Source organism: Prauserella muralis (genome assembly GCF_003202285.1).
GTDB lineage: Bacteria > Actinomycetota > Actinomycetes > Mycobacteriales > Pseudonocardiaceae > Prauserella_B > Prauserella_B muralis.
On sequence record NZ_MASW01000005.1, the window covers coordinates 807763 to 831872 of the forward strand.

Consider the following 24110-nt stretch of genomic DNA (forward strand, 5'->3'; position numbering starts at 1 on the left):
TGCAGGAAGGGACTGCGCCGATGCCGCTGTCAGTCGTCGAGCTCGTCGAGCAGGCGCTGGCCGGACACGACCTTCTCGGCCCAGTGCCGGTGCATCCAGTCGAGATGGTCGTGGCGGCTCGCGACGATGCGCAGGGTGTCCCAGTTGGGAAACACCTGCTGCACGACGTGGGCGGTCATCAGCTTCGGGTCGACCTCGAAGATGTCGGCGAAGCGTTCGATGGCGACGTCGGTGACCTGCCTGGCCTCCGGCGGCCGGTACTGCTCGGAGTAGCGGTAGGTACTCATCGGGCACCTCCGGCCTCCGGCTCGTAGGCCCGGTCCAGGCCGTACTTGCCGGGGTTCATGATGTTGTTCGGGTCGAGCGCGCGCTTGACGTCGAGCATCACGTCGTAGCCGCCGCCCAGCTCCTGCGGCACCAGGTCGACCTCGCCCTCCCGGCAGGAGCCGTGGCAGGCGCTGATCGACCCGCCGTAGCGGAGCGCGACCTCGGCGATGTCCTTCTTCGCCTGCACCCAGGCGGCCCAGGACTCGTCGTCCAGTCGTTGCTCCCAGATGCCGACGTCGATCTCGGTCAGGTAGTCCACGCCGGTGTCGGCGCTGGTGTAGGCGAACATGCCCCAGTCGTCGAACATGTCGAACCGCTCCCGAAGCCTGCGCACGATCTCGTGCCACTCCAGCCGCACCTGGGGCAGGTTGGTGTAGTTGATCGCCGCGTCCTCGCAGTGCCAGCTCATCGGGATCACCTGCCCCGCGAGGGTCCTGCCGTGCAGCGGCGTGGCGTACCGGTCGTGCCGCGCGGCCCAGTCGCCCTCGGACACCTCGTCGCCGAGGTAGCGGCCGCCGTTGTCCCTCGCGATGCGCATCAGCCGCCTGCCGCCCGCGACCACCTCGTCCTCGTAGCCGTACGCGACCGCGCACACCAGGGCCCGCACGTCGGCGGGCTGCGGGATGTAGGCCTCGTCGTCGCGGCGCAGGTAGTCGACCTTCCACTCGTCGAACAGCACGGCGCCCGCGAAGGTGGCGATGCCCGCCCGGGCCAGCTCGCCGACCGCCCGGTACGCGCTGTCGTAGTCGGGGAAGGCGAAGAACGGCGACAGCTCGGCCTCCGGCTTCGGGTACAGCTTGAGCGTGGCCTCGGTGGCGATGCCGAGGGTGCCCTGGTGGCCCATGAACAGGTGCTTGAGCTGGTATCCGCTGGAGCTCTTGGACAGCTTGCGGCCCGCGCCGTCACCGACGTGGATCACCCTGCCGGTGGGCAGCACGAAATCGAAGCTCAGCACCAGGTCCCTGCTGTGCCCGTAGCGGCTCCCGATCAGCGACCAGCCGCTGGTGCCGATGCGGCCGCCGACCAGCGAGCACGGGTAGGACGCCGGGTCGTCGGGGTAGATCAGGCCGTACCGGCCCAGCACCTCGTTGAGCTTGAGCATGTTGATGCCGGTGCCCACCGTGCACGTGCGGTTGACCTCGTCGATCTCCTTGATGTCGTTCATCCGTTTGACGTCGACGACGATGCCGTGCCGCAGCGGCACGGCGCCGTCGGTGAGCCCGGTGCCGCCGTCCCGCGGCACGATGGGGATCCGGTGCGCGTTGGCGATCCGGACCACTTCGGACACTTCCTCGGTGGATCCGGGCAGCACCACCAGGTCGGGCACACGTTCGGACCACCGGTGCACCGGGAACGGAGCGGGCACCCTGGCCCGGTTGAAACGGGCGGCCCTGTCGGTCAGCACGTGCTCGCCGCCGACCACCTGACGGAGGTCGTCGAGCACCGGCTCGGTGAGCGCGGGCGCGATGGTCACTGCCCTCGCCTCCCCCCGACCTCGATGCCGAGCGACTCGGCGAGCAGTTCGTGGATGTCCACGACGTCGATCGCCTTCGCGTCACCGGCCTCGGACAGCGGGCGTTCCGACCACGGGCACGCCGACACCAGGGTGTCCACCCCCAGCTGCGCGGCCTTGTCCACGCGCGACTCGCTGATCCTGGCGGTGAGCTCGGGTTTCTCGATGGGCAGCCCGCCACCGCCTCCCGAGCAGTAGGACCACTGGGTGACGCGGTCGACGTCGTGGAAGGTGAGCCCCGGGATGGCGGACAGGATCTGCCTCGGCGCCTGCCAGATGCCCTTGCGCTTGTTGAGCCTGCACGGGTCGTGGTAGGTGATCGTCCGCTCGATCGGCACGCTCGGGGCCAGCCTGCCGTCCGCGATCATCTCGGCGAACAGCTCGACCACCAGCACGATCTCGATGTCGTACTCCTCGCCGAAGTACTTCGGGTAGTCCTCGGTGAAGGTGATGTAGTCGTGCGGGTCGAGCACGAGCACGCGCTTGACGCCGCCTGCGCGCCAGTCGTCGAGGTTGTGCCGCGCGAAGCGCTGGGACTGCTCGAGGTACCCCATCTCGGCCGCGGGACCGCCACAGCACCACTGCTCGTTCATCAGCCCGAACTCGTAGCCTGCTCGCCGCAGGATCTGGGCGACGGCCCGGGGCACCGAGGTGCGGTAGAACGCCGCCTCGCAGTCCACGAACAGGATCGACTCGCCGCCCACGGGGATGTCGAGGCCCTGCGACCAGTCGCGCACGTGGTCCTGGCTGACGGGCACCTCGCCGAGCACCGGCTCGTGACTTCGCTCGTCGGTGAGCAGGTTCCAGCGCTGCCAGCCAGGCTGGTGGATCCCCTGATCCACGGCGAGCGCGCGCATCGCCTTCACCAGGTCCACGGTGCGCGTGCGGAACCGGTAGAAGTCGCCGGTGAACAGCGTGTTGGGGCAGCGCAGCTCGCAGGCGCCGCAGCCGGTGCAGTTCACGTAGTCGTCGGCGATGTCGGTGAGCTGGAGCTCGCCCTGCTCCATCGCGACGACGTTGGCGTGGAACGCGGTCGGGGTCCAGGACTCGTTCCTCGTCACCTGCATGACGGGGCAGACCTCACGGCAGAACTTGTGGCCGGAGGAGAAGCAGTTGTACGCGGCGTTGCGCCACTGTTGCACGAACTCTCCGGTGGCGCCGGAACCGCCGTCGCCGTTCGGGGACGGGAGGCTGCCCGTGTCGTGAGGGGAGATATCGGTCATCAGTCAGTCCACTCCAGAGGCGGCTGCGGGCTGCGGGACGTGGTGGTGGCCAGTGCTTCGGGTCGTGACTCGGGTCACTGTCGCCATTTAAAGTATGAAACCATAGTTCAAATCGCAAGCCCTCTTCGCGCGGGCGACGCGGCCGTAACGCAAACTCAACAAGGACAGCCGCCACGCCGGCGGCGTGCGGAGCACGAGAGGGGGCCCGTGGACGGCGACACGGTTTCGGGGGCCGCACGGCATGCGGCGTTCGCGCCGCTGGAGGACGGCGGGCGCGCCGAGGTCGTCGCGCGCCGTCTCGGAGAGGCCATCGCGCTCGGCCTGCTCGCCGACGGCGAGCAACTGCCCAGCGAACCCGAGCTCGCCGCCCAGCTCAGGGTCGCCACCGTGACCCTGCGCGAGGCGCTGTCCACGTTGCGGCACGACGGCCTCGTGGAGACCCGTCGCGGCCGCGGCGGCGGCAGCTTCGCCCGCTCCCCCACCGAGGCGTCGATGGACCGGCTGCGCACCACGCTGCGGGAGCTGAGCGTGCACGAGCTGCGGGAGATCGCCGACCAGCACCTGGCGATCAGCGGGGTGGCCGCGCTGCTCGCGGCGGAACGGGCCGACGACGGCGACATCGCCGCCCTGCACGGGCTCATCGAGCGGCTCGAGGCGGCGAGCACGCCGGGTGATCGCAGGCGGGCCGACGCCCGCTTCCACATCGAGATCGCCGCCGCCGCGCAGTCGTCCCGGCTCACCCGCCAGGAGATCGACCTCCAGGCCGAGGTGAGCGAGCTGCTGTGGATGCCGTCCAGTGAGGCGATCCCGCACCGGGAGGCGGTCGCCGACCACCGTGAGATCCTGCGGGCCATCGAGTCGGGCGACACCGCGCTCGCGCGGTCCGCGGCCGAACGGCACGTCACGCGCGGCATCGAGCGCCTGATCGAATTCCACCTGCGGCTTGCCAGCGCATGAGAATGTCTGTGCAACGACGCGACCGGAGCCGGGAAGTGGGGCGAACGTGACGACCGACGCGCGACGCGCAGAGATCCGCACCGCGGCCGACCGGGTCGCCACCGTGCTCGACGACGCCTTCGCCTGGCTGGCCCGGCTGGCCGACCGGCTCCGCGCCCTGCACGAGCACGCGCTGTCCGAGCAGCGCGCGCTGCGCTCCGGCGAACTCACCGCACTGCGCGAGCCGATCTTCGCCCGGCTGCGCGAGCAGCCCGCGCTGATCGCGGGCACCGGCGTCATCCTCGCCGAGGATGTGCTGGCCGACCGCGCGCACTGGCTGGAGTGGTGGCAGAACGAGCCGGACGGGCGGCTGACCTTCCTGGAGGTCGACCACAACCCCGCCAGCGTCGCCTACTACGACTACGCCAGCGCGGCCTGGTTCGCGCTGCCGCGCCGGACCGGCAGCCGGGTGGTCGTCGGGCCGTACGTGGACTACTCGGGCACCGATGAGTACATGCTCACCCTCGCGCACCCGGCGCACTCGGGCCAGCGGTTCCTCGGCGTGGCCGCCACCGACATCCGCGCCGACGTGTTCGAGTCACTGCTGCTCCGCGCGCTGGCCGGCACCGGGCCTCCGGCGGCGCTGGTCAACGCGAAGGGCCGGGTCGTCGCCTCCAACACCCCGCACAAGATCACCGGGTCGCTGGTGACGGACGCCGAACTGGATCGAGACTGGCCGGGGGTCACCGTGGCCGCGCCCGGAGCCGGCGAGTGTGCCGGGCTGCCGTGGCGGCTGTCCGTCCTGCGCGGCTGATCCCCGCCCGCACCGGCCGGGTACCCCGGTCTCACAAGTGAGACGGCGCGTCGCCCGGTTGTCCGTAGCGTCATCGGCAGCCACCCGCATCAGGGCTGATGAAGGGGTCGATGCCGATGACCGGGACGCTGCCGGGCCTGGCCACCCGTGTGGTGGAGCGGGTTCAGGTGCCCGTGAGGGACGGGCTGGAGCTGCACGGGATGCTGTACCGCGCGGCCACCGGCGACGCGCGGCCCGTCCTGCTCGTCCGGACGCCCTACGCCGAGCCCATGTCGCGAAGCCTGCCCGTCCTGCCCGCGCTCGACGCGGGATTCGCGGTGCTCGTCCAGGACTGCCGCGGCACCGGCCGCTCGGACGGCGAGCTGCGGACGTTCGAGAACGAGACCACCGACGGGCTGGACACGCTGCGCTGGCTGCGGGACCAGCCGTGGTGCGACGGCAGGATCGCGATGTTCGGGATGTCCTATCTCGGCATGGTGCAGCTCGCCGTCGCCGGCCACCGCCCCGAGGGTCTGGCCGCCATCGCCCCGGCCGTCACCCCCGACGACTACCGCGACGGCCTAGTGTACCGGCAGGGCGCCTTCCAGCTGGGGCAGGGCCTCGCGTGGCATCTGCTCAAGGCGGCGGAGGCGATCGGCGAAGCGGCGGACCGGGGTGAGGACGTGGCGGCGCGGATGGCCGGGCTGCTGGCGCTGACCCGCGACACCGAGGCCGCCTACCGGGCACTCCCGCTGCCCGACCGGCCTGGCATCACCGGCGTCCTGCCGAGCTGGCGGACGTGGCTGGACAAGGAGAACGACCCGGCCTACTGGCGCGACATCGGCTACGCCGCGCGGCGCGCCGAGGCGACGGTGCCCGGCCTGCACGTCGGCGGCTGGTTCGACCTGTTCCTGCGCGGCACCCTCGGCAACTACGTCACCATGGCCGCCGCTGGCGCGGCCCCCCAGCATCTGGTCGTCGGGCCGTGGTCGCACGCAGACACCTCCGGCATCACCGGCGAGGTGTTCTACCGCGGCGGCAGCGCCCAGGCAGTGCGGCTGGAGCAGCAGCAGCTGCGGTTCCTGCGCGACAGCGTCGACGGCACGCCGAGCTCGCTGCCACCGGTGCAGATCTACGTCATGGGCGACGACCACTGGCGCGCCGAACAGGAGTGGCCGCTGGCGCGCACCGACTGGCAGGACTGGTATCTCGCGGCGGACTTCTCGCTCGGCCCCGCGCTCGCGGGGACCGGCACGGCCGAGTACCGCCACGACCCGAACGACCCGGTGCCGACCGTGGGCGGAGCCATCCTGCTGGCAGGCAGCCGCGACGGCAGGCTCGGCTACCAGCCCGGCTCGCGCGACCAGCGTGAACTCGACGGCCGCCGCGACATCCTGCGCTTCACCAGCGCCCCGCTGGCCGCCGACCTGGAGATCACCGGCCCGCTGCGGGTCCGCCTGTTCGCGGCGACGTCGGCCACCGACACCGACTTCACGGCCAAACTCGTCGACGTGCATCCCGACGGGCGTGCCATGGGCATCGCCGACGGGATCGTGCGAGCCCGCTACTGCACCGGGATGGACACCCCGCTGCCCGTCGTGCCCGGCGAGGTCTGCGAGTACGCGATCGACCTCGGTGCCACGAGCCAGGTGTTGCGGGCCGGGCACTGCCTCCGCGTCGACATCGCCAGCTCGAACTTCCCCTGCTTCGACCGCAATCCGGGCAACGGGACACCCGCGGGGCAGGTCACCGAGGCCGACTTCGTTCCCGCCACCCAGCGGATCTTCTTCGGGCCCGGACGGCCGAGTTCCATCCGGCTGCCGGTCATCCCCCGCGACTGAGCGACCAGAAAGGACATCGCCTTGCTGCACATCGGGCTCAACCTCGGCTTCGCCGCCCACCCCGGACTCTCCGACGAGGACATGTACCACCACGAACTCGACCTCGCCGTCGAGGCGGACGCGCTCGGCTACGACTCCGTCTGGGTCGTCGAGCACCACTTCTCCGACTACTCGCTGTGCCCCGACAACTTCGTGGTGCTGGCGCACCTGGCAGGCCGCACGTCGCGGATCAAACTCGGCACCGCCGCGGTGATCCTGCCGTGGAACAATCCGCTGCGGGTGGCGGAGAAGGCGCTGATGGTGGACGCGATCTCCCGCGGACGGCTGCTGCTGGGTGTCGGCAGGGGACTGTCCCGCACGGAGTACGAACCCTTCCGCATCCCGCTGGACGAGACCAGGGACCGTTTCGACGAGGCCGCGCCGATGATCTTCGAGGCGCTGGAGACCGGCGTGCTGCACGGCGACGGCCCGTTCTACCCGCAGCCGCGCGCCGAGCTGCGGCCCCGTCCGCGCGGGTCGTTCCTCGGCCGCCGGTACATGGTGGCGGGATCCCCGGAGTCGGTGGTCGCCGCGGCCAGGCTGCGGGCGAGCATGATGTCGTTCATCGTCAAACCGGTGCCCGACCTCATGCCCACCTTCACCCGCTACCGGGAGCTGTTCGAGGCCGAGCACGGCGAGATCGCCCCGCCGATCGCCCTCAACGTCAACATGTACTGCCACGCCGACGACGAGCTGGCGAAGGAGCGGCACTTCGAGTACGTCAACCGGTTCTTCCTGGCCAACGTCGAGCACTACGAGATGGCCGGGGAACACTTCGCCTCCATCAAGGGGCACGAGCGGTACGCGGCCAACGCCGAGTACTTCCGCGAGATCGGGCTGGAGAAGGCCGCCCACAACTACGCGGCCACCGCGCTGTGGGGCAGCCCGGAGCGCATCCTCGGCCAGATCGAGGCGATCCGGGACGAGCTCGGCGACTTCGAGCTCACGGTGGCGCCGTCCTTCGGCGGCATGCCCTACGACCAGGCGCGGGCGAGCCTCGAACTGTTCGCCCGGGAGGTGCTGCCCAAGGCCCGCTCCCTGCGCGGCAAGCCGGTCAGCACGGCGGCATGACCACGGACGGGGCCGGGTGCAGGCTCGTCCCCACCGGCGTCCGCGCCGACGCGGTGGAACCAGCCGCCGACCGACGACGGGACGAGGGGATCGCCGCCGTGCCGGACGAGGCGGCCGGCCCGGAAGGCGTGGCCAAACGGCCGGCGGCACTGCGAGACTGGGCAGCCGAGTGCGAGTGGATCGTCCGCCGCCGCGGCGACGAGGCGGCACCCGAAGTCCGGTGCGGTGCCCGCGGGAGCTGACGGCGGAGGCCACCCGGGAAGGTCAGGGATGTCCATGCCGGCTGCGTCCAGCGGCCCGCCGGTGCCGCACACCACCGCGGAGTGGGAGCGGGTCCGGCAGGCCAAGCTCGACGTCCTCACCCGCGACCCGTTCGCCGTGGATCCCGCGGACTATCCCGGTGTCCGCCCGGAGGTGGTGGCCTCGTGGCGGCGTTCGATGCTGGCCGGTGTCGACCCCGGCGCCCGGCACTACGCGCCCGACGACGACTTCCAGCCGCGCACCCGGCTGGCCGCCGTGGCGCAGCCGATCATGAACCGGCTGAAGGACGAGATCTCCGATCTCAACTGCTGGGGCTTCCTCGCCGACCGCGCCTGCAGGCTGCTCACCGTCGTGGTCGGGGACTTCCCGCTGGCAGGCCGGGTGCACCGGCAGAACCTGCGCCCCGGCATGTGCTTCGCCGAGGAGGTCATGGGCACCAACGGCATGGGCTGCGCCCACGAGACCCAGCAGGCCTTCATCATCGCCGGCACCGAACACTTCCGGACCGACTCGGAGATCCTCACGACGACGGGGGTGATCATCCGTGACCCGTTCACCAAACGCTACGCCGGAACGCTGGGCGCGCACTGCCTGCGCGAGTACGGCACCACCGCCCTGCTGCCGCTGGTGGTCGAGCTCGGCCGTTCCATCGAAGCGCAGTTGCTGGCGAGCCGGGAGGACGGCGAACGGGAGTTCTTCGATGCGTTCGCCGCGGCGCAGCGCAGGCACCGCGCGCCGGTGGTCGGGGTGAGCAGGCGGTTGTGCGTGGTGAGCACGCGGGCGCGCACGGTGGTCCACGAGGCGGACGAGGAGCTGTTGCGGCGCCTCGCCGAGGAGTCGGGTTCGCGGAGCCGCACCGTGCAGCGGCAGCTCAGCTCCGGGGTGACCGTGACGATCCAGGTGCATCCGGTGCCGCAGCCGCGGGGCGAGTTCGCCGCCGTGCTCGTGCTGCTGCCGTCCGGGACGTCCATGGTGGACGACACCGGCGGTGACGCCGGGCCGGGCTGGGTCTGGGAGGGCGCGCCTGCCGACTTCCGGACACAACTGGCTCGCGCGCTGCGCAACGGCCGTGCGGTACTGCTGACCGGCGAGCGGGGGTGCGGCAAGCGACACGAGGCGCGGCAGGCACTGCGAGGCCTGGCGGGGTCCGGCGGGATCGCCGAGTTCGACTGCGCCCTGGCGCACCTGCGCCCCCGTGAGTGGCTGCGCAGCCTCGCCTCGGCGGTGTCCGGCGACAGCCCGGCGGTCCTGCTCGGGCACGTCACCGACCTGCCCGCGGAGCTGACCACCGCGGTGGCCGACCTGCTGGCCCGCGCGCCCGTCCCGGTGGCCGGCACCACGACCGACGACGCGGGCCACGACGGCGCCGTCGCGCGGGTCCGCGAGAGCTTTCCCGTGTTGCTGACGGTGCCTCCGCTGCGGGAACGCCGCAACGAGTTCGGGCAGCTGTGTGCGAGCCTGCTCGCCGAACTCGGTGGAGGCGACGAGGACGGCGAGCAGGCGGTGACCCTCGCGCCCAGGGCCGTGGCCGCGCTGCTGGCCAGCGACTGGCCCGGCAACGTCCGCCAGTTGCTCCAGGTGCTGGCGAGTGCGCGGGTGCGCGTGAGCGGACCGGTGATCGATGTGGGCGATCTGCCCGCGCGGCACGGCCGCAACCAGCCCGCCCACCCGCTCGACGAGGTGCGGGCGGCCGAACGGCGGGTGCTCATGGCCGCGTTGCGCGAGACCGGGGGCGACCGGAACGCCGTCGCCGAACGGCTCGGCATTTCCCGCGCGACCGTCTACCGCAAGCTCAAACGCTACGAACTGGACTGAACCGGTCAGTCCATCCCGGTCGGGGCGCCGCCGTCGCCTCGGCCGCACGCCAGCCGGATCCCGTCGCGGACCGCGGCACGCACGACGAAGTAGAGGGCGAACAGGAAAACAGCCGGAAGCAGCGCGTACAACAGCATGGTCAGAAACACCGGACCGGTCGACATCCGAACAACGGTAGCCGATTCCGGACCCGGTACCGGTCACGATCGCGAGTCGGTGTGCACACTCGCTGCCAGGCTCGGCTCAGCCACTACACAGCCAGCACACAGGGTCGCGGCCGATGCTGGTGTTCATGCGAAGGCCTGAACGGACCTACGAGGGTCGCCCGCTGCCCCGGCCCCACGACGAGATCGTCGACCAGGGCCTGGGTTTCGATGTCGCCACCCTGCTCGACCGCCGCCGCGCGTTGCGTGTCCTCGGCCTCGGCGCGGCGGGTGTGGTGCTCACGGCCTGCAGCACCGGCTCCGGCGGCTCCTCCTCCCCCGCCACCACCACGGCCACGGCTTCGGGGTCGTCGGCGTCGGCCGGGGAGATCCCGGAGGAGACGGCAGGGCCGTTCCCCGGTGACGGCTCCAACGGGCCCGACGTGCTGGAACAGAGCGGCATCGTGCGCGGCGACATCCGGTCGAGCTTCGGCGACTCCAGCGGCACGGCGCGGGGCGTGCCGATGACGCTGGAGCTCACGGTCTCCGACCTGGCCGGCGGCGGCGTACCGTTCGAGGGCGTCGCCGTCTACGTCTGGCACTGCGACCGGGAAGGCCGCTACTCGATGTACTCGGACGGCGCCGAGGACCAGAACTACCTGCGGGGCGTGCAGGTCGCCGGTGCCGACGGCCGCGTGCGCTTCACGAGCATCGTCCCCGCCTGCTACAGCGGACGCTGGCCGCACATCCACTTCGAGGTCTATCCCGGTCAGGACAGCATCGCCGACGTCGCCAACGTGATCGCGACTTCCCAGGTCGCGTTGCCGAGGAACATGTGCGACGCCGTCTACGCCGAGCCGGGCTACGAGCAGTCCGTCGCCAACCTCGCCGGGCTGAGCCTGCGGGGTGACACCGTGTTCGGCGACGACGGCGGCGCCTCGCAGCTGGCGACCGTCACCGGCGACGTCGGCCGCGGTTACGTCGTCCGCCTCGGCGTGGGCGTGGACACGACGACCGAGGGGGGCGCGGGCAGCCCGCCGGGCGGAGGAGCCCCGCCACCCTCCCGCTGACACCCCGGAGAGGGGCAGTTCAACGCCGGTTCGCCTCGCCGGTCAGCGCGGGCGCCCGTGCCCAGGGTGCCCCTGGGTACCTCAGGTGTGCCCGAGGTGCCCTCGGGCTCGCCGCCCCCGGATCACGAGCGCGCCTGCGTTACGCCGCCCGGCTCCGGTCTCAGGCGTCCTGCCGGGCCGTGGCCGCCAGTGCCCCCAGCAGGGCGAGCGCCTCGGCGCTGGGCGAGCCCGGCTCGGCGTGGTAGACGACGAGTTCCTGGCCGGGGCTGGACCGCACGTCGAAGGTCTGCATGGTCAGGGTCAGGGGCCCGACGTCGGGGTGCTCGAAGCTCTTGCGTTCGAGCGCCTTGCCGCGGGCATCGTGAGTGGCCCACAGCCGGGCGAAGGTGGCGCTGACCTCCAGCAGCTCGGCCAGCACCTGCCGGACGCGGGGATGGTCGGGGTCCTTGCCGTACGCGAGCCGGAACCCGGCCACCGCGTTGCGGGCCACGTCGGGCCAGTCCCGGTAGAAGCCGCGCGCGGCCGGGTCGGTGAACACGACGTGCAGCAGGTTGCGGGAGTGCGTCCAGCCGTGGAACAGCGCGTCGGCGATCGCGTTGGAGGCCAGCACGTCGTACGCGCGGCCGTAGACGAGGGCCGGGTTGTCCGGCCAGGCGTCCATCAGCTGCAGCAGGCCCGGGTCGACCCGTTCGCTTGCCGCGGCGTCACGGGCCCGCGGGCTGAGCCCGGCCAGCCGGAACAGGTGCTCGCGGCCGTCCGGGTCGAGTCGCAGTGCGGCCGCCAACGCGTCGATCAGCTGCGCCGACGGCGTCCGTTCGCGGCCCTGTTCCAGCCGGACGTAGTAGTCGACGCTCATCCCCGCCAGCAGGGCCACCTCCTCGCGCCGCAGGCCGGGCACCCGGCGCGGTCCCGTGCTGGACAGGCCCACCTGCCCGGGTCGGAGCCGCGCTCGCTGCGCCCGGAGGTAGGCGCCCAGTTCGGACTGTGCCATACCGGCATCGTAGGCCGGTGGCGCCACCGCAACCTGGGTGCAGCGTTCCCAGGAACCTCAGGTCCGGTAGGTCAGGATGACGACGCCCGAGGCCAACCGCCGCACCTCGGCGAGGTCGAACCTCGCGAGCGATCCCTGCCGGAAGAGCAGATCGTCGGCGCTGCCTGTCCGGAGGAAGAACGGGTGGAACCACAGCCGCACCTCGTCGAGGAGCCCGTGGTCGAGCAGAGTGTGCGCGATGCCGCCGAAGCCGTAGTGCACGATGTCCTTGCCCGGCTCGGACTTGAGCTGCTCGACGTGGGCGGCCACGTCGCCCGCGACGACGGTGGTGTTGCGCCAGGTCGGATCGCGCAGCGTCGTCGACACGACGTACTTGCGCATCTCGTTGATGCGGTCGGTGTAGGGATCGCCCGATCTGCCCTCCCACACCCCGGCGAAGGACTCATAGGTCTTGCGGCCCAGCAGCACGGCGTCGCAGGCACCCAGCAGTTCGGTCTGGAGTGTGGTGCCGGCGTCGTCGCCGCCCTCGGTCGCGGGCCAGTTCTCCACACCGCCGATGACGCCGTCGAGGGTGATGTAGGTGGCGTTGATGATCCTGCGCATGAGCGCTCCTTCGGTCGTGTTTCCCCGGTTTCCGGTGCCCACGAGCGTGCCGGGAATCGGATCAGTGGATAAGGTCCGATTCGATGCCCGAATCGTGGACCAATTCCGGCGCGGCGGAGCGCATGCACATCGAGCTGCGCCGCGCTGGGGCCACGTCGCTGCACCGGCAGCTCGCGGAGGCCATCCGGCAGTCGATCCGCTCCGGACGGCTGCCCCTGGGCGCCTCGCTTCCCCCCACGCGGACGATCGCGGCGGATCTCGGCGTGTCCCGGGGTGTGGTGGTCGAGGCGTACCAGCAGCTGGTCGCCGAGGGTTACCTCACCAGCAGGCCGGGCGGGTACACCCGCGTCGCCGCGGGTGCCGAGGCGCCGACCGCGCCTGCCGTGCCGCGGCCGCCGCCCGCCCCGCCACGCAACAGGATCGACTTCGGCTACGGTCGCGCGGACGTCTCGAGCTTCCCCCGCGCGGCGTGGCTGCGTTCCGTGCGGCGGGTGCTCAACGAGACACCGGCCGATCGGCTCGGTTACCTCGACGGCCGCGGCGCCCCCGAGCTGCACCGCGCTCTCGCCGACTACCTGAACCGGGTGCGGGGCACCGCGGCACGGCCGGAGAACGTCCTGGTCACCAACGGCTTCGCACAGGCGGGTGCGTTGCTGGTGCAGACACTCGCCGCCGCGGGTGCCAGCAGGATCGCCGTGGAGGACCCCTCGGCCGACGACGACGTCCGCCCCGCCGCGCGGGCGGCCGGGCTCGATGTCGTCGGCGTCGCCGTCGGTGGCCACGGTGTCCGCGTGGAGCTGCTCGAGGGGTTGCGGGCCGACGCGCTCGTGCTCACCCCGTCCCATCAGTGGCCCACCGGCGGGGTGCTGCCCGCGGAGTCGCGGCTGCGGGTGCTGCGGTGGGCGCGCCGCACCGGCGCGATCGTCGTCGAGGACGACTACGACGCCGAGTACCGCTACGACCGCCAGCCGGTCGGCGCCATGCAGGGGCTCGACCCCGATCACGTCGTGTACGCGGGCACGGCGAGCAAGACCCTCGCCCCCGGCCTGCGGCTGGGCTGGCTCGTCCTGCCGCCCGGCCTCGTCCCTGCCGTGACGGGGGCCAAGATCGCGGCCGACCGCGGCTCACCGGTACTGGACCAGCTCACCTTCGCCGACTTCCTCGTGCACGGTGAGTTCGACCGGCACCTGCGGCGGATGCGCCCGGTGTACCGGCGGCGGCGCGACGCGCTGTTGAACGCGCTCCGGACGTACACGCCCGACCTCGAACCCGCTGGGGTGTCGGCGGGCCTGCACCTGGTCACCTGGCTCCCCCCGGACGTCGACGAGACGGCGCTCGTCCGGGCCGCCGCGCAGCGCGGCCTCGGCGTGCACGGCGTGTCGCCCTACCGGCTCGGCGACGGCGGCCGCGGCGGGCTGATCTTCGGCTACGCGACGCTCGGCGAGGCTGCCATCACCCGCGGCGTCGCCGAGCTCGCCGGCGTCCTCGGGCGGGTCCGCCGCGGCGCCCCGCCGGGCGGGGGCTGACCGCCGGGATCGCATCGAGGTGGCCCGCGGCCACCGTCTGCTACCCTGACCGCCATGCAGCCGCGCCTGACGTCGAAGCGAGACGTAGTAGCGAGGCGCGCCGGCTGAACCCAGGTCGCCGGCGCGCAGCGCCGCCGACCGTGGACGAGCGGCCTTCACTCATCGGGACCTGGCCCGGACCCCGTTCGGTTCCCGACCTGGAGCTCCCCATGTCTCTCGATGTCAGCCCGTCGTCACAGCGCATTCCGGCAGCCCGGCCGTCCTTCCCGGTGCGCCGCCGGATCGCCACCTACTTCACCGGCGGTGTCGACGGGCTGCTGACCCTGTCGGCGACCCTGCAGCAGGGTGGCTGCAAGGTCCACGACCTGGCCGTCGACATCCACGACGGCGTGGCCGAAAGCAGCATGGTGTGCACGGTCCTGATCGCCGACGGCGGTGTCGAGCCGCTGCTCGAGCGCCTCCGCACGCTGCCCGCGGTCGTCTCGTCCGAGCTGCTGTAGCCCGACCACGCCGCGATCAAACAATTGGGATTGATTGATCTATCTGGATTGATGTACTCTCGGGCTCGTGCGTTCCCTGACGGTCCCGGGCGGTGCGGCTGCCACACCACCGGACGTGCTCCGGCTGACCGGCCACCCCGTGCGCTGGCAGCTGCTGAGCGAGCTGGCACGCAGTGACCGGCAGGTGCGCGAGCTGACGGCCCTGGTCGGCCAGCGGCAGAGCCTGACCTCCTACCACCTAGCCCAGTTGCGCGACGCCGGTCTGGTGACGATGCGACGGAGCTCGGCCGACAAGCGCGACGCGTACTACAGCCTCGACCTGGCCGCGTGCCGGGACCGGCTCGCCGCAGCGGGGGCCGCACTGCACCCCGGGCTCCGGCTCGTGCCCGCCGCGCCGACCCCGGCGCCCGGTTCCGGCCGGGGGCGAGCCCGGCCCGTCCGGGTGCTGTTTCTCTGCACCGGCAACAGTTCCCGGTCGCAGCTCGCGGAGGCGATCCTGCAGCAACTGGGCGGCGCGCGGGTCGAGGCCGCCAGCGCCGGAAGCGACCCGAAAGGTCTGCACCCCCACGCGGTGCGGGCGATGCGCGAGCGCGGCGTCGACATCGGCGGCCGCCGCTCCAAGCATCTCGACGAGTTCCTCGAGCAGCGCTTCGACTACGTGATCAGCCTGTGCGACCGCCTGCGGGAGCGGTGTCCCGAGTTCCCGGGACCCGCGCAGACAGCACATTGGAGCATTCCCGATCCCGCCGCCGAAGCGACCGCCGAGGACGACAACTACTCCGCGTTCGCGCGCACCGCCGACGAACTGCACACGCGTATCCAGTTCCTGCTGTACGCGATCGAGCGCGCGACATCACCTCCGGAGAGGGGCTAGACATGTCCGGCACCGTCGCCGACCTGGTCAGCGTCCGATACATGGTCGACAACGTCGAGAAGGCGATCGACTTCTACACCACGCACCTGGGATTCGCCCTCAACACCGGCGCGGCGCCTGCCTTCGCCGACGTCGTCCGCGGCAACCTGCGGCTGCTGCTGAGCGGACCGGCCAGTTCGGCGGGCAGGCCCATGCCGGACGGCGCCCAGCCGGCACCGGGCGGGTGGAACCGCATCCATCTCATCGTGGACGACCTCGCCGCCGAGGTGGAGCGGCTGCGGGCCGCGGGACTCCCCTTCCGCAACGACATCGTCACCGGCCCTGGCGGCAGCCAGATCCTGCTGGAGGACCCTTCCGGCAACGTCGTCGAGCTGTTCCAGCCCGCGGGCGGCTGACCACGGCACCGCCGGGGGCGGTCGCGATCAGCGCAGCCCGCTGGAGTTACCGAGCACCGTGATCGTCGCCGCCGACCCGTGGGCTCCCACGCGGACGCCGACCCTGCCCGCGGGTGCGGTGGAGTCGATCTCCGGGTAGTCGTCGCTGGAGATCGTCACCCGCAGCCGGTGACCGGCGCTGAGCCGGTAGTGCGTCGGCCAGACGTGCACCGGCAGGGTGTACACGCGTCCCGGTTCGACCGGAGCGAGCCGCTCGTGACCCGCCCGGTGGCTGGCCTTGAGCCAGCCCGCCGTGATCCGGACGGCGCTGCCGTCTGGCGCGACGTCCTCGACGACCACCGCGACCGCACCGTCGTCGGCAGTGAACGACGCCCGCACGGTCGCGGTGATCGATCCGGCCAGCACGACATCACGCCGCAGGGGCCGGCTCTGATACCGCAGCCGCTCCCCTGCCCCGGCCGGCTCGGTGTCGGTGTTGACGTCGAAATACTGGATGCCAGGCCGGGTGCGGCCCCTGGTCAGCGTGGCGTCCGCGCCCAGCGACAACCGGACCGTCCGCGCATCGGCCGGCGGCCACTGGCCGAACTGCCGCCAGCCGGTGCCCGCGCCCGGTTCCGGGATCTCGTACGAGGTCACCTTCGCCCGCGGCAGCGGCGCGCGGGGATCGTCGCGCAGCCAGTGATCCCACCAGGCGAGGTACCCGCCGAGCCCGATGTCGCCGGGCTGCCCCGCCGGATAGCCGTGCTCCCAGGGGCCGGAGACGAGCCACACGTTGCCGGGCCGGGCCTGAAAGTTCTTGACCATGCCGTCCCGGTAGCGGTCGTACCAGCCGTTGATCTCGAGCGTGGGCACGGTGAGCCGGTCCCAGCGCGCCATCACGCTGCGTCCCCGCCAGAAGTCGTCGTACAGGGGATGCTCGGCATACGTGCGCAGGGTGTGGGGCGCGACCGCCTGCTGCCATCCCCGGATCCGGGCAGAGTAGATCCCGCCCCGGTAGATCGTGTTGGCATACCAGTCGTGGATGCCGTTGATCGGGATGATCGCCTCCAGGTGCGGCGGCTGGTTCACGGCCACCAGCAGCGAAGAGTGACCGCCGTAGCTGACCCCCATCTGGCCGATCTGTCCCGTGGACCACGGCTGTGCGGCGAACCATTCGATGACGTCGTAGTTGTCCCGCTGCTCCTGCGGGCTGAACGGGTCGAGGTGGCCGGGCGAGTCGCCGGAGCCCCGTGCCTGACAGACGAGCGCGTTGTAGCCACGGCTCACGAAGTACGCCGCGCCGCGGCCGAACTCCTCCGCGTTGCCGGCGTAGGCGGTGTACTCATAGACGATTCCTGGGAAGCGTCCCTCGGCGGCGGGCCGGTACAGGCGGCACGCGATCACACTGCCGTCCCGGACCGGCACCCGTACCGCCGTACTCGTCACGTCGTACCGCGCGGGACGGTGATACGAGAAGAACGGATCAGCCGGCCCTGCCGCTGGTTCGACCGCGGTCGCCGTGGGCCTGCTCAGTGCCGTGCCGCCGAGTGCGGCCGCAACCGCGACCACGAGCGCCAGGCTCTTGCCGGCGTAGCCGCGCCCGGCACGGCGCTTCCCGACCGTCCACATGCGGTTGCCTCCTCGCAACTCGGCTGGCTGCCGCCGAAGCGTAGAAGCGCGCGGATTCCCGGGTCCAACACCTATCCCGCATCAGTTGATGCCGGCCGCGCATGGATGGCGTGCCCCGTCCCCCGGCTGCCGCCCGGGGGACGGGGCGATCCTCACCGCACCGTGATGTTCGAGCTTCCGCTGCTCTGGTAGCCCTCGGTCGCCATGATCATGTAGTACCTGAAGCTGCCCAGGTTCATGCCCGCCCTGGCCCACGCGTCGAAGTGTGCGCCGGTGTTGATCGTTCCGCCGACCCTCTTCGACTGCCGGACACTCCAGTACTGCGGGAAGGTCTGGGTGCCTTCGACGGACGGGGCGTTGTAACGCATCGTCCGGTAGATGTCGTAGGTGCCGCCGTCGCTGGTGACCGTGCCACGGTGCTCACCCGTCGGCCGGTAGGTCCCCCAGCTGTCCACAATGTAGTACTCGACGAGTGGGCTCGACGTCCATCCGTAGAGGCACAGGTAGCCGTTCCCGGACGGGCTGAAGCTTCCCGAATAGCTCACGGTGCGCCGTCCGCCGTTGCTCCATCCCTTGCCACACACGAAGTTCCCGGTGTTGCGCCACGAGGTGCTGTAGTTGCCGCCGGAGCCGAGCGTCATGGACACCGTTCCGTTGGCATCGGTCCAGAACGAGTAGAAGTACCCGTTGTGCGTTCCCGTTTGGTTCGTGGTGATCGTCTGGGCATGGGCGGTACCGGGCAGCAGGAGCGCGGAGGTGGTCAGTGCCAGCGCACTCGCGCCGCCGATGAAGGTCCTGCGGCTGACCGGGCGCGCGGGGGCGTCCTTGTCCATGGTCATTTCTCCTCCTCGTCACAAAGGCAGGAAACAAAAGAGGGAATGGATGATGTCCGAATTCGCCGACGAAAAGAATCTGCGACGTTGCGCCTCCTCCTCGCTGAGGCTGACAGAACGGCAAGCGTGTCGACGGAAATCAGTATCCGTTTGGTCGCCACGGGCCGTCAACGAGTTTCGTAAATGTTTCGGTTATTTCTTCGTTCCATGTCGGCAACTCACGTTTCAGATCGCTCGCCGGTGACGCACGTTGCCGAAAGTTTCGCCAGGCCCGGGACGCGGTACTCCACTGTGGACCGACCGGACGCTGCCGCACGGGAACGGAGTCAGATGGAGTGGGGTTGCGCGACCAGGGCATAGGCACTGAACCAGAGGCCGAAGGTCACGATTCCCGCCGTGAGCGCGGCGGCCACGTGGGCACGTTGACGCGCGAGCCACAGCGCGAGCAGCACCAGGATCGGGAAGGCCGACAGCAGCTGGCGCACGCGGTCGTGCTCGGCGCCGGAGTGGCCGATGGCCAGGGCGATGGTCAGCGCGGTGTAGACCCACACCGGCCAGGGCAGGCGGCGCCATGCCGCCACCAGCGCGAGCACGGCGGCGACGCACAGCAGGGCGGTCAGCACGCTGTAGGCCTCGCGCTCCGTGGCCAGCGTGTGGCCGATCCAGCCCACGAAGCTCAGATCGAGGTCGTTGCGCCAGCCGTCGCGGGTGATCGCGAAGTACCCTCCCGGCACGCCGCTGGTGAGCTGCACCCACACCAGGTAGCCCAGCAGCCCGGCGGGTGCCGCCACGGCAGCCAGCGCGGGGCGCCACCCTCCGCCCTGGCCCCGGTAGGCGGCGAGCAGGCCGGCGACCGCCACGACCGCGACCAGCGGCGCCCCCATGGGGTGGGTGTAGCCGGCCCCCGCCGCGCAGGCACCCGCGAGCAGCCAGCGCCGTTCCAGCAGCGCGACCAGCCCCCACACCACGGCTGCGATCAGCAGCGATTCCGGGTACGGCATCGAGTACACTACCGACATCGGCGCACCGGCGACCAGGGCCACCGCGGTCAGCCCGGCGCGCCGGCCGCCGCCGAGCAGCCGCACGAACCGCACCACCCCGTACGCGCCGAGCACCCCGAGCGCGGTCGACAGCGCCGCGGCGAACCACACGTACGGCCCGGGGATCTCCGGCGCCACGAGACCCAGCAGCTGCGGGTAGCCCGGGAAGAACACCATCGCCGTGTAGTCGTGGTGGACGCCGAACGAGTCGGTCATGCCCGCGTCGACGTTGTCGTAGCCGCCGGCGGCGATCTGCATGTACCAGCCCGCGTCCCAGTGGTGCAGGCTGAACGGCCGGTCGTTCGCGGCGCTCAACGCCCACAGCGCCAGCAGCCCGAGGCCCCGGACCCCGAGATGGCCGAGTGCGGGGGCAAGCGCCCGGGCAAGTTCGCGCCCGCCGGGCAGCCGCAACCGCGTGCCGAGCGGGCGCAGCCGCTCCTCCAGTCGAGTCAGGGCCGACCCCTCACCTGTCGTCGCCGGGTTTCGCTGCCGTGCCGGCGAGGATAGTGCCTGGTCACCGTCGCCCGTCCGGCGGCGAGCCGTGCCGGAGTGGATTCGTCACCCGACGACCCGCCGAGGTGTCACAAACCGGTGGTGCCCGGTGTCTGGTGGGTGGCACAGTCGGCAACACGCAGCTTCAGGAGCCACTCATGACGCGCGAGGACGCCCGTCCGGATCCCGCCACCGAGGCGTTCGTCACCCACCGCAACCTGCTCTTCACCGTCGCCTACGAGCTGCTCGGCTCCGCGGCCGACGCCGAGGACGTTCTCCAGGAGACCTGGTTGCGCTGGGCGGGGGTCGACCTCGGCACGGTGCGGGACCAGCGCGCGTACCTGGTCCGGATCACGACGCGGCAGGCGCTCACCCGGCTGCGCACGCTCGGCAGGCGCAGGGAGTCCTACGTCGGCCCCTGGCTGCCCGAGCCGCTGCTCACCGCGCCCGACGTGGCCGAGGACATCGAGCTCGCCGACAGCCTGTCCATGGCGATGCTGCTGGTGCTGGAGACGCTGAAACCGACCGAGCGGGCCGTGTTCGTCTTGCGTGAGGTGTTCGGTCTGGACTACGGCGAGGTCGCCGAGGCCGTCGGCAAGAGCCCGGCCGCCGTGCGCCAGATCGCCCACCGGGCCCGCAGCCACGTCGCCGCGCGCAGGCCGCGCGACGTCGCCTCCCCCGCCGAGACCAGCGCCGCGCTCGACGCGTTCCGGCGGGCGGTCGAGACGGGCGATCTGCAGGGCTTTGTCGACGTGCTCGCACCGGACGTCGTCGTCCTGAGTGACGGCGGCGGCATCAAACAGGCCATTCTGCGGCCCGTCGTCGGTGCCGACAAGGTGATGCGCCTGCTGGCCGTCTTCCGGCAACAGGTCGGTGCCGAGCTGACACTGGAGCCGGTGCAGGTGAACGGCTCCCCGGCGCTGCTGGCGCGCCTGAACGGCGAGCTGGACAGCGTGCTCGCGATGCGGGTCGAGGGTGGCGTGGTCACCGGCCTCTACACCGTGCGCAACCCCGAGAAGCTGTCGCATGTGGAGCGGGCGACCGCCGTGACGCGCTGACGTGATACGTTCCTCCCGCCAGTCGTACTCACGCACGTCGTGAGTCAGGAAATCCGGTGCGAATCCGGAACTGACGCGCAGCGGTGAGGGTGACGGGCGGGACACGTGGCCACTGGAGCCGTGCTCTGGGAAGGCGTCCCGACCGGATGATCCCGAGTCCGAAGACCTGCTGGCACCCCGGCCGCGGCCGGGAGTCACCGTCCGCTTCGGGCTTCGCGTCTGGGCCCGCCGACACCAGAGGATGCACGTGCCTCGTCGCCTCGCACTCCGGCCGCTCGGCCTGCTGCTCTCGCTGTCCCTGCTGGTACCGCCGGCTGCCTGCGGTGGCGGCGCCGCCACCCAGGAACGGCAGCCGGCCCCCGGGTATCCGCGGGCGGTCGGCAACTGCGGCCAGCACACGGAAGTCACCGCGCCCCCGGCCAGGGTGGTCTCGCTCAACCAGGGCAGCACGGAGATCCTGCTCTCGCTCGGCCTCGCCGGCCGGCTGGCCGGCACCGCCACGTGGACCGATCCGCTGCCGGACGACCTCGCCGAGGCGAACAGCCACGTGCCGCGGCTTGCCGACAACATGCCGTCGTTCGAGGCGGTGCTGGCCGCCGAGCCGGACTTCGTCACGGCCTCCTTCGCCTCCACCCTGGGCGTCGGCGGGGTGGCCACCCGCGCACAGTTCGGCGAACTGGGCGTGCCCACTTACCTCTCCCCCGCCGACTGCGTCAAGGACAACAGCGGCGCAGGCGACGGACGCCGCGACGAAACCCTGACGATGGACACGATCTATCGGGAGGTCACCGATCTCGCGAGGCTGTTCGGCGTCGAGGAGCGCGGCGACCGGCTCGTGGCCGACCTGAAGGACAGACTGCGGCGAGCGAGCAGCGGGCTCGAGGCCTCCGGAGTGAGCCTGCTGTACTGGTTCGCCAACGCGGACGCGCCGTATCTCGCGGGCTGCTGCGGCGCGCCCGGCATCATCACCAGGGCCGTCGGCGCGACGAACGTCTTCGCCGACACCCGCGAGGAATGGCCGCAGGTCAACTGGGAGACCGTCGCCGAGCGCAACCCCGACGTACTGGTGATCGGCGACCTGACGCGCAGGTCGCAGTCGGCGGAGTCGGCGGCGAGCAAGATCGAGTTCCTGGAGTCCCACCCGGTCACCCGCACCATGGACGCGGTCAGGAACAAGCGGTACGTGCTGCTCAGCGGGCAGGCGATGAATCCGTCCATCCGCACCGTCGAGGGTGTGGAGCGGCTCGCGGCCAAGCTGCGCGAGTTCGGGCTGGCCGGGTGAGCGTCACGCGGCTCGGCGCAGGCTCGCGGCTGCCGCTGCTGCTGCTCGGCGCGACGGCGGCGCTCGCCGTGTCGATCGCCGTCGCCATCACCATCGGGCCCGCGGACATCGGCGTCGGCGACGTCTGGTCGGCCGTGGCCGCTCGTCTCGGCATCGGTCACTCGGACCTGTCGGCGATCCGCGACGGCATCGTGTGGAACCTGCGGCTGCCCAGGACCGTGCTCGCCGCCGTCTGCGGAGCGGGGCTCGCCGTCTGCGGCACGATCATGCAGTCGCTGCTGCGCAACCCGCTGGCCGATCCGTTCGTGCTGGGTGTGTCGTCAGGCGCGTCCACGGGGGCCGTCCTCGTGGTGGTGCTCGGTGCGGGCGGCGGGGTGCTCTCGCTGTCGGCCGGGGCGTTTGCCGGTGCGGCCGTCTCGTTCGCCTGCGTGCTCGTGCTCAGCCACGTCCTCGGCGGCACCACCGACCGCGTCGTGCTCTCCGGAGTCGCCGTGATGCAGCTGTTCTCGGCGCTGACCTCGTTCGTCGTGCTCACCTCCGCCGACGCCGAGACCACGCGCGGGGTGCTGTTCTGGCTGCTCGGTTCGCTCAGCAACGCGGGCTGGGCCGAGGTGGTCACCTGCCTCGCGGTCCTCGCCGCGACGTTGCTGGTCTGCGCCGGATACGCGCGCTCGCTCGACGCGTTCGCGTTCGGCGAGGACGCGGCGGCCACGCTCGGGATCGCGGTCGCGCGCACCCGCCTGGTGCTGCTGTGCGCGACGGCGCTGCTCACGGCCGTACTGGTCAGCTCGGTGGGCGCGATCGGTTTCGTCGGGCTGGTCCTGCCGCACGCCGCCCGCACCGTCACGGGCCCGAACCACACGCGGCTGCTGCCGGCGACCGCACTCGCCGGCGCGGTGTTCCTGGTGTGGGTCGACACGCTCGCCAGGACGGTGCTCGACCCGCAGGAGGTGCCCGTCGGCGTGGTGACCGCGCTGATCGGCGTGCCCGCGTTCGTCCTCGTCCTCTACCGCGCCAGGGGGGCACGATGACCTGCCGTGGCCTCTCCGCCGACCGGGTGTCGCGCACGCTCGGCGGCAGGCTGGTGCTCGACGGTGTCAGCCTGACGCCGGAGCGGGGAGCCACGGTGGGCCTGCTCGGACCGAACGGATCCGGCAAGTCGACCCTGCTGCGCCTGCTGGCCGGGCTGCTGGAGCCGACGTCGGGGATCGTGACGCTCGACGGCCGCTCGCTCGGCGACCTCGGCCGCCGGGTGCTCGCCCGCCGCGTCGCCGTGGTGGAACAGCAGACCGACACGCAGCTGCCGCTCACCGTGCTCGACGCGGTGCGGCTCGGCCGGATCCCGCATCGCGGGGCGCTGCAGCCGGTGTCGGCCGAGGACCACGCGGCCGTGCGGGCGGCGCTGGACCACACCGGCCTTGCCGACAAGGCCGACCGGCGCTGGCAGACCCTGTCCGGTGGCGAACGGCAGCGGGTGCAGATCGCCCGCGCGCTGGCGCAGCGTCCCCGCGAGCTGTTGCTGGACGAACCGACCAACCACCTCGACATCCAGCACCAGTTCGACCTGCTGAACCTGCTCGCGGACCTGCCACTGACCACCGTGGTGGCACTGCACGATCTGAACCTCGCCGCGATGTACTGCGACCAGCTCGTGATCATGGATCGGGGGCGCGTGGTCGCCGCGGGCCGCCCGCCGGAGGTGCTCACCGAGGAGCTCATCGCCCGCGTCTACGGCGTCCACGCCGTCGTCACCCGCGAGCCCGGCGGCTACCCGCACGTGCGGTTCGTGCGCTCCGGCGTGCGCGAGCGCGAGTGCGGCGTGAGCTGACAGCCGGAGCGCCGGATCGGCCGACAAGCCGATTCGGCGCGCACCGAT

General features: G+C 71.7%; 24 protein-coding genes and 1 riboswitch. Of the genes, 15 read left to right on the forward strand and 9 right to left on the reverse strand.

Annotated elements, in window-relative coordinates:
* Positions 1–29: 29 nt before the first annotated feature.
* Genes BAY60_RS24620 through BAY60_RS24630 form a run of 3 tightly spaced genes read right to left on the reverse strand, consistent with a single transcriptional unit; the run spans position 30 to position 3063 of the window.
* Positions 30–287, reverse strand: a complete 258-nt coding sequence (locus BAY60_RS24620) for a hypothetical protein (RefSeq protein WP_112283382.1) — start codon at positions 285–287, stop codon at positions 30–32.
* Positions 284–1801, reverse strand: a complete 1518-nt coding sequence (locus BAY60_RS24625; RefSeq protein ID WP_112283383.1) for an FAD-binding oxidoreductase — start codon at positions 1799–1801, stop codon at positions 284–286. The genes BAY60_RS24620 and BAY60_RS24625 overlap by 4 nt, the downstream gene beginning before the upstream one ends.
* Entirely contained in the window at positions 1798–3063 is a 1266-nt protein-coding gene (locus tag BAY60_RS24630) for a (Fe-S)-binding protein (protein ID WP_112283384.1), read from the reverse strand. Before BAY60_RS24630 ends, BAY60_RS24625 begins: the two co-directional genes overlap by 4 nt.
* Before the next feature lie 207 nt (positions 3064–3270).
* On the opposite strand from BAY60_RS24630, the gene BAY60_RS24635 reads away from it, so the two are divergent.
* The 6 genes from BAY60_RS24635 to BAY60_RS24660 all read left to right on the forward strand — a co-directional run bounded on the left by BAY60_RS24635 (position 3271) and on the right by BAY60_RS24660 (position 9819).
* Positions 3271–4020, forward strand: a complete 750-nt coding sequence (locus BAY60_RS24635) for a FadR/GntR family transcriptional regulator (RefSeq protein ID WP_112283385.1) — start codon at positions 3271–3273, stop codon at positions 4018–4020.
* 46 nt (positions 4021–4066) lie between these two features.
* Positions 4067–4813, forward strand: coding sequence for a cache domain-containing protein (locus tag BAY60_RS24640; protein ID WP_112283386.1), 747 nt, complete (start codon positions 4067–4069; stop codon positions 4811–4813).
* A 116-nt stretch (positions 4814–4929) separates the two neighbouring features.
* Complete coding sequence (locus tag BAY60_RS24645; protein WP_170160530.1) at positions 4930–6633, forward strand: CocE/NonD family hydrolase; 1704 nt, start codon at positions 4930–4932, stop codon at positions 6631–6633.
* A gap of 21 nt (positions 6634–6654) precedes the next feature.
* A complete protein-coding gene (locus BAY60_RS24650) occupies positions 6655–7743 on the forward strand; it encodes an LLM class flavin-dependent oxidoreductase (RefSeq protein ID WP_112283388.1) in 1089 nt (362 codons plus the stop codon).
* A complete protein-coding gene (locus BAY60_RS24655) occupies positions 7740–7985 on the forward strand; it encodes a hypothetical protein (RefSeq protein ID WP_112283389.1) in 246 nt (81 codons plus the stop codon). Before BAY60_RS24650 ends, BAY60_RS24655 begins: the two co-directional genes overlap by 4 nt.
* A 34-nt stretch (positions 7986–8019) precedes the next feature.
* Positions 8020–9819, forward strand: coding sequence for a sigma-54-dependent Fis family transcriptional regulator (locus BAY60_RS24660; RefSeq protein ID WP_170160531.1), 1800 nt, complete (start codon positions 8020–8022; stop codon positions 9817–9819).
* 5 nt (positions 9820–9824) lie between these two features.
* Here BAY60_RS24660 and BAY60_RS37295 read toward each other — a convergent pair whose 3' ends face one another.
* The gene (locus BAY60_RS37295) at positions 9825–9983 is read right to left on the reverse strand and encodes a hypothetical protein (protein ID WP_170160532.1); all 159 of its coding nucleotides are present in this window, start codon (positions 9981–9983) and stop codon (positions 9825–9827) included.
* 128 nt (positions 9984–10111) lie between these two features.
* On the opposite strand from BAY60_RS37295, the gene BAY60_RS24665 reads away from it, so the two are divergent.
* Complete coding sequence (locus BAY60_RS24665; RefSeq protein ID WP_112283597.1) at positions 10112–11032, forward strand: intradiol ring-cleavage dioxygenase; 921 nt, start codon at positions 10112–10114, stop codon at positions 11030–11032.
* A 160-nt stretch (positions 11033–11192) separates the two neighbouring features.
* Here the strand turns inward: BAY60_RS24665 and BAY60_RS24670 are convergent, their stop codons facing one another.
* Both BAY60_RS24670 and BAY60_RS24675 read right to left on the reverse strand, forming a co-directional pair.
* Positions 11193–12023: a helix-turn-helix domain-containing protein gene (locus tag BAY60_RS24670; RefSeq protein ID WP_112283391.1), complete on the reverse strand. Its 831-nt coding sequence runs from the start codon at positions 12021–12023 to the stop codon at positions 11193–11195.
* Between the two features lie 57 nt (positions 12024–12080).
* Entirely contained in the window at positions 12081–12626 is a 546-nt protein-coding gene (locus BAY60_RS24675) for a dihydrofolate reductase family protein (RefSeq protein ID WP_112283392.1), read from the reverse strand.
* 83 nt (positions 12627–12709) lie between these two features.
* Here BAY60_RS24675 and pdxR point away from each other — a divergent pair, with 83 nt between their 5' ends.
* The 4 genes from pdxR (at position 12710) to BAY60_RS24695 (ending at position 15921) form a co-directional block, all read left to right on the forward strand.
* Positions 12710–14152, forward strand: a complete 1443-nt coding sequence (gene pdxR, locus BAY60_RS24680; RefSeq protein ID WP_112283393.1) for a MocR-like pyridoxine biosynthesis transcription factor PdxR — start codon at positions 12710–12712, stop codon at positions 14150–14152.
* Positions 14153–14361: 209 nt separating this feature from the next.
* Complete coding sequence (locus BAY60_RS24685; protein WP_112283394.1) at positions 14362–14652, forward strand: hypothetical protein; 291 nt, start codon at positions 14362–14364, stop codon at positions 14650–14652.
* Between the two features lie 67 nt (positions 14653–14719).
* Positions 14720–15526 (forward strand): arsenate reductase/protein-tyrosine-phosphatase family protein, encoded by an 807-nt coding sequence (locus BAY60_RS24690; RefSeq protein WP_245992781.1) that lies wholly within the window; start codon positions 14720–14722, stop codon positions 15524–15526.
* 2 nt (positions 15527–15528) lie between these two features.
* Positions 15529–15921 (forward strand): VOC family protein, encoded by a 393-nt coding sequence (locus tag BAY60_RS24695; RefSeq protein ID WP_112283395.1) that lies wholly within the window; start codon positions 15529–15531, stop codon positions 15919–15921.
* 27 nt (positions 15922–15948) lie between these two features.
* Here the strand turns inward: BAY60_RS24695 and BAY60_RS24700 are convergent, their stop codons facing one another.
* The 3 genes from BAY60_RS24700 to BAY60_RS24710 all read right to left on the reverse strand — a co-directional run bounded on the left by BAY60_RS24700 (position 15949) and on the right by BAY60_RS24710 (position 19813).
* Complete coding sequence (locus tag BAY60_RS24700) at positions 15949–17529, reverse strand: CocE/NonD family hydrolase (RefSeq protein ID WP_112283396.1); 1581 nt, start codon at positions 17527–17529, stop codon at positions 15949–15951.
* 152 nt (positions 17530–17681) lie between these two features.
* Positions 17682–18368: a glycoside hydrolase family 11 protein gene (locus BAY60_RS24705; RefSeq protein ID WP_245992782.1), complete on the reverse strand. Its 687-nt coding sequence runs from the start codon at positions 18366–18368 to the stop codon at positions 17682–17684.
* A gap of 320 nt (positions 18369–18688) precedes the next feature.
* Positions 18689–19813 carry a hypothetical protein gene (locus tag BAY60_RS24710; protein ID WP_112283397.1) on the reverse strand — a complete coding sequence of 375 codons (1125 nt, stop codon included), beginning with the start codon at positions 19811–19813 and terminating at the stop codon, positions 18689–18691.
* A 239-nt stretch (positions 19814–20052) separates the two neighbouring features.
* On the opposite strand from BAY60_RS24710, the gene BAY60_RS24715 reads away from it, so the two are divergent.
* From BAY60_RS24715 to BAY60_RS24730, 4 genes are all read left to right on the forward strand, one after another.
* On the forward strand, positions 20053–20952 hold the full coding sequence (locus BAY60_RS24715; RefSeq protein WP_112283398.1) for an RNA polymerase sigma-70 factor: 900 nt from the start codon (positions 20053–20055) through the stop codon (positions 20950–20952).
* Between the two features lie 2 nt (positions 20953–20954).
* Positions 20955–21140, forward strand: a riboswitch (cobalamin riboswitch).
* A 53-nt stretch (positions 21141–21193) separates the two neighbouring features.
* Positions 21194–22234: an ABC transporter substrate-binding protein gene (locus BAY60_RS24720; protein ID WP_112283399.1), complete on the forward strand. Its 1041-nt coding sequence runs from the start codon at positions 21194–21196 to the stop codon at positions 22232–22234.
* Complete coding sequence (locus tag BAY60_RS24725) at positions 22231–23265, forward strand: FecCD family ABC transporter permease (RefSeq protein ID WP_112283400.1); 1035 nt, start codon at positions 22231–22233, stop codon at positions 23263–23265. The genes BAY60_RS24720 and BAY60_RS24725 overlap by 4 nt, the downstream gene beginning before the upstream one ends.
* Positions 23262–24062 carry an ABC transporter ATP-binding protein gene (locus BAY60_RS24730; protein WP_112283401.1) on the forward strand — a complete coding sequence of 267 codons (801 nt, stop codon included), beginning with the start codon at positions 23262–23264 and terminating at the stop codon, positions 24060–24062. Before BAY60_RS24725 ends, BAY60_RS24730 begins: the two co-directional genes overlap by 4 nt.
* The last annotated feature ends 48 nt before the right edge of the window (positions 24063–24110 follow it).